The organism is Mesorhizobium sp. WSM4850 (assembly GCF_055811735.1).
On record NZ_JBVVPV010000071.1, the window covers coordinates 1 to 4,989 of the forward strand.

General features: G+C 61.6%; 5 protein-coding genes. 2 read left to right on the forward strand and 3 right to left on the reverse strand.

Translation table 11 applies throughout. The features are described 5' to 3' along the window. Positions 1-164: 164 nt before the first annotated feature. Positions 165-398 (forward strand): DUF6429 family protein, encoded by a 234-nt coding sequence (locus tag AC0L2Z_RS33095; protein ID WP_473630382.1) that lies wholly within the window; start codon positions 165-167, stop codon positions 396-398. A gap of 182 nt (positions 399-580) precedes the next feature. On the opposite strand, the gene ftsZ is transcribed toward AC0L2Z_RS33095, so the two are convergent. Next, positions 581-1,588: a cell division protein FtsZ gene (gene ftsZ, locus AC0L2Z_RS33100; protein WP_023797312.1), complete on the reverse strand. Its 1,008-nt coding sequence runs from the start codon at positions 1,586-1,588 to the stop codon at positions 581-583. 266 nt (positions 1,589-1,854) lie between these two features. Further along, entirely contained in the window at positions 1,855-2,640 is a 786-nt protein-coding gene (locus AC0L2Z_RS33105) for an SDR family NAD(P)-dependent oxidoreductase (RefSeq protein ID WP_128184864.1), read from the reverse strand. Between the two features lie 75 nt (positions 2,641-2,715). Between AC0L2Z_RS33105 and uxuA the strand changes: the two genes are divergently transcribed. Next, positions 2,716-3,900 carry a mannonate dehydratase gene (gene uxuA / locus AC0L2Z_RS33110; protein ID WP_473630383.1) on the forward strand — a complete coding sequence of 395 codons (1,185 nt, stop codon included), beginning with the start codon at positions 2,716-2,718 and terminating at the stop codon, positions 3,898-3,900. Positions 3,901-3,914: 14 nt separating this feature from the next. Here uxuA and AC0L2Z_RS33115 read toward each other — a convergent pair whose 3' ends face one another. Continuing rightward, positions 3,915-4,808 carry a sugar phosphate isomerase/epimerase family protein gene (locus AC0L2Z_RS33115; RefSeq protein WP_473630384.1) on the reverse strand — a complete coding sequence of 298 codons (894 nt, stop codon included), beginning with the start codon at positions 4,806-4,808 and terminating at the stop codon, positions 3,915-3,917. Positions 4,809-4,989 lie beyond the last annotated feature (181 nt).

The following is a 4,989-nucleotide window of genomic DNA, read 5'->3' on the forward strand; positions in this document are numbered from 1 at the left end:
AGGTCACAGGTTCAAATCCTGTCCCCGCAACCAAATCCACAAAACGGCCCGCATCACGCGGGCCGTTTTGCGTTTGCAGCCTGGCGCGGCCAGTTTGATCCTCATCGAGTTACCCGACGGTGTGGGTCTCGGCAGGCGCCGTCTTCCCGTGTTAACTGCTTGGCATGGAGATGGACACCGACAAGATCGACAATGCCGTTCTGGGGCTGCTTTGGCTAACGCTGCATGAAGAGAGGCGCGCCTGGAAGGGATTGGATTGGGATGCTCTGGATCGCTTGCACCAGAAGGGACTGATCGCCAATCCGGCAAACAAGGCAAAGTCGGTGGTTCTGACAGATGAGGGCCCGCGACGGGCTGAGGAACTGTTCCGCACCCTGTTCACGCGGCCGGCGCCATGAGCGCTGGCTGGCGTTCCAATTCGACAGCAAGAAGTCGCGCAGGCAAAACCGACAACTTGCTCGGCAGGCTTATCCCGCAACAATCAGGGTTGGGCGTTCCGCCCGATTACCGTCTGGCGGGGGTGTCCGGTGCGTCGGACCTTCAGTCGAAACCTGCCGTGGTGCTGCCATAAGGGCGTCGCTCAATTCACACGGTTTTCCAACCCCACCGTCAGCGGAATCTCAAGCCCCCGCCGCAATCCCGTCGCAACCACCGACACCCTGAATTTTCCTGCGAGCGCCTTGTCGAAAATGGCGCCGACGATGATGTCGGCATCGGCGTCGACCTCCTCGCGGATGCGGGTGGCGGCTTCGTCGACCTCGAACAGCGTCATGTCAGTGCCGCCCGATATCGAGACAAGGACGCCCTTGGCGCCCATCATCGACGCTTCGTCGAGAAGCGGGTTTGCGATCGCCGCTTCGGCTGCCTTCCTGGCGCGGTCCTCGCCGGTGGCTTCGCCGGTCCCCATCATCGCGCGACCCATATCGCGCATCACCGACTTCACATCGGCAAAGTCGAGATTGATCAGGCCTTCCTTGACGATGAGATCGGTTATGCAGCCGACGCCGGCGTAGAGTACGCGGTCCGCCATGGCGAAAGCGTCCGCGAACGTCGTCTTGGCATCGGCGATCCTGAACAGGTTCTGGTTCGGTATGACGATGACGGTATCGGCGCTTTCGCGCAGCCGCTCGATGCCCTCATTGGCCGCATGCATTCGGCGGTTTCCTTCGAAGACGAACGGCTTGGTGACGACGGCCACGGTCAGTATTCCTGCGTTGCGCGCGGCCTGCGCTATGACCGGTGCTGCACCGGTTCCAGTTCCGCCTCCCATGCCTGCGGTCACGAAACACATATGCGTTCCCGCAAGATGGTCCATGATTTCGTCGATCGATTCCACGGCCGCGGCATGGCCGACCTCGGGCAGGGATCCGGCACCAAGGCCTTCCGTGACGTGCGCTCCCAATTGGATCAGCCGCGTTGCCTTCGACATGGTGAGCGCCTGGGCATCGGTGTTGGCAACGATGAACTCGGTGCCCTGCAAGCCTTCGGCGATCATGTTGTTGATGGCGTTGCCGCCACCGCCGCCAACCCCGATGACGGATATCTTGGGCCTCATCTCCGAGATTGTCGGCCTCGTTGCAGTGTTCATTTGCCGTCTCTCCCCTTGAATGCGCAAGCGCAGCGGTCGGTGGAAGGCTTGTTCCCGGCGCGCTGCAAAGACTTTGGACAGTGCGCGAATCAGGACAGCCCAGCGTAACCAAGGGAATCAGACGGTTGAACCGGCTGCAAGTGCAGTATTCGCGCTCGCGCATGTTATGCGCTATTGGTTCGCCGCCGCCGGTGCTACGTGTGGCGGCTGGCCGAAAATCGTTCGGAGACAACGTCTTCCGTAAAGCCGAGACCGATCTTCCCGTTCTATTTCACGCCGATGCCGGCAGTCAGGCCGCCATCGATCCTGTAGTCCGCGCCGGTGCAGAACCCGGCTTTCGACGAACACAGAAAGGCGATGAGTTCCGCCACTTCCTCCGGCTCGCCGATGCGCCCGATGGGGTGTGCTTCGCCGAAGCGCCTGTAGGCGGCCTCGACATCGGCGTCGGTGCCGTTCTCGCCGCGCGCCGCTTTTTCCAGGATCGGGGTGCGGATCGAGCCCGGGCTGACGGAATTGACGCGAATGCCGGAGCGCGCGTGGTCGAGCGCCAGAGCGCGCGTCAGTGTGTGGATGGCGCCCTTGGTCGTGGCATAGGCGGCGACGTTCTGCTGGCAGGCGAAACCTTGCACCGAAGCCACGTTGACGATGGCGCCGCCGCCTCGCCTGATCATTTCCGGAATACCGAAATGCGCGGTCAGGTAAATCGAGCCGACATTGACGGACATCGCACGGTTCCAGATGTCGAAATCGGTGCTAACAGCGGTGCCATACGGATGGACCGCCGCGGAATTGACGATGATATCGAGGCCGCCGAACCGCTCGACACCGGCTGCGACCGCGTCGCGGACCTGATCCGGCACGGAGACGTCGACGGCCACGACCAGCGCCTCGGCGCCGGAGGTGCCCAGTTCCGCTCTCATCGCCGTGTTGGCCGCGCGGTCGATGCCGCAGGCGATGATCGCCGCCCCGCCCGCCGCAAGACGTCTGGCGGTTGCCAGGCCGATCCCGGTCGTCCCCGTCACCAGAGCGATCTTGCCGTCGAAATCCTTCATTGCGCAAACTCCTTTAATTTGACTTCCATTGTGGCCCAACAATACGGTTCCGTTTTATCGCAAAGGAAAGCCTCGATGGAACAATGCTGGCGCTGGTATGGCCCTGACGACCCGGTGACGCTCGATCATGTCAAGCAGGCCGGAGCCACGGGCGTCGTATCCGCCCTGCATAATATCTATGACGGCCGCGCCTGGCCTTTGACGGACATTTTGGAGCGCAAGCGGGTCATCGAGGCCGAAGGGCTGACCTGGTCGGTTGTGGAGAGCATTCCTGTCCACAATTCGATCAAGATCGGCTCTGCGGAACGGCTTCGCTATGTCGGCTGGTACAAGGACACGATCCGTGCGCTCGCCAAGGCCGGCGTTGCGACGATCTGCTATAACTTCATGCCGGTGGTCGACTGGACCCGCACCGACCTTGCCTATCGGCTTCCAACGACGGGCTACGCACTGCGGTTCGATGCGATCGATTTTGCCGCCTACGACCTGTTCGTCCTGAAGCGCAGGAATGCCGAATTCGGCTACAGCGCGGCACGTATTGCCGAAGCGGATTCGCGACTGAAGGAATTGAGCGAAGAGCAGATCGACAGGATCGAGCGCAATCTCATTGCCGGCCTGCCGGCAACCGAGCGCAGCTACAACCGGGATAGTTTTCGTGAGGCATTGGCGGAATATGACTCGATCGGGCCGAAGGAGCTGCGCGACAATCTTGCCTGGTTTTTGCGCGAGATCATTCCGGTGGCCGAGCACGAGGGGGTGCGCATGTGCATCCATCCCGACGACCCGCCATTCTCGCTCTATGGCCTGCCACGGATCGTTTCGACCGCCGAGGACGCGCGTTTCATCCTCAACGCCGTCGACAACCCGGCCAACGGCCTGACATTCTGCACCGGCTCCTACGGTACGCGCGCAGACAACGACATCGTCGGCATGGTCAAGGAGCTCGCCGACCGGATCCATTTCGTCCATCTGCGCAATGTAACCATCGAGGATGACGGCTCCTTTTATGAAGCCGAACATCTGGAGGGCGGCACCGACATGGCGCATGTCATCCTTGCTTTGATGCAGGAAGAGACGCGCCGCCGTAGGGAAGGTCGCGCCGACTGGCGGATTCCCATGCGACCCGATCATGGCCATCTGCTCGCCGACGATATCGGCAAGACCAGGATCAACCCCGGCTATTCTTTGATCGGCCGCCTGAAAGGCCTGGCCGAGCTGCGTGGCATCATGCGCGCCGTGGAACGTTTTGAGCTGGCCTGACGATCGCAACCGGCCTAAGGCTGATGGCTTGACGCAACAAGCTCGGCCTTGCGCTGCGCCGTCTCCAGCCCGATGGCGATGAAGCGGCGCGCATGCCGGGCCAGCTCCATATTGTCGGTCCACAGATTGCGCCAGATGGCGGTTTTCTTCGACAGGTTCTCGTCGACGATCTCCGACGAGAAGGATTCGAAGCTGAGGTCGTCGCCATAGCCGATTGCGGTCAGCGCATCGAAGATCCCGGCAAAGTCGATGTTGCCGGTGCCGAGGAAGCCGCGATGGCTCTCGCCGATATGGACATAGCCGATCTTTTTGGCGGCGTGGCGGATGGCCAACCCGATATCGGCCTCCTCGATGTTCATGTGGAACGTGTCGAGATGCAGAAAAATGTTGTCGGAACCAGTGTCCTCGATGAAGGCCAACCCTTGCGCTGCGGTGTTGAGCAGATTGCTCTCGAACCGGGTGACGATCTCGAGGTTGAGGGTGACGCCGGCGGCCTTGGCGGTCTCCGCGACCTTGGCAAGCGTGGCGGCACTGCGGTTCCATTGATCGCGCGTCGGCGCCTCAGTCTGCAATCCATGGCTGGTGCTGAGGATGCCGGCGACCTTCCGGCCGCCGAGATCCCGAGTGAGCGCGATCGTGTCATTGAGGACTTCGACGCCGTGCGCGGCAATCGCCTTGTCGGCGCTTGAAATGTCGCCGTCGGGCGGCAGCCCGATGCTGATCGCCACGCCGAGATCGAGCTCGGCGATGCGCTTGGCCAGCCCGCCAACATCGACATTGGCGGGGTCAAGATAGGAGAATTCGATCAGGTCGAAGCCCGCCTCCCTGGTGTTGGCCAGCGTCCGTTCGAGGTCGTCTTGCGCCGAGCTCGCCGACCAGACGAAAGAATGGATTCCAATGCGCGACACGATCGTCTCCTGCTGTTCGAGAGCATCGGAACCAAAAGTGGGAACCGGTTTTGGGAAAAATCCGATGTTCAAAAATTGGTGCGGCCCGGGACCCCGCCCCCCCCCCCATGGGGGGCTTTTTCAAGAGGAGCGCCGGGCCGCCCATATATTAAATAAGGTTGTAAGGAAGGATAAAGAACGG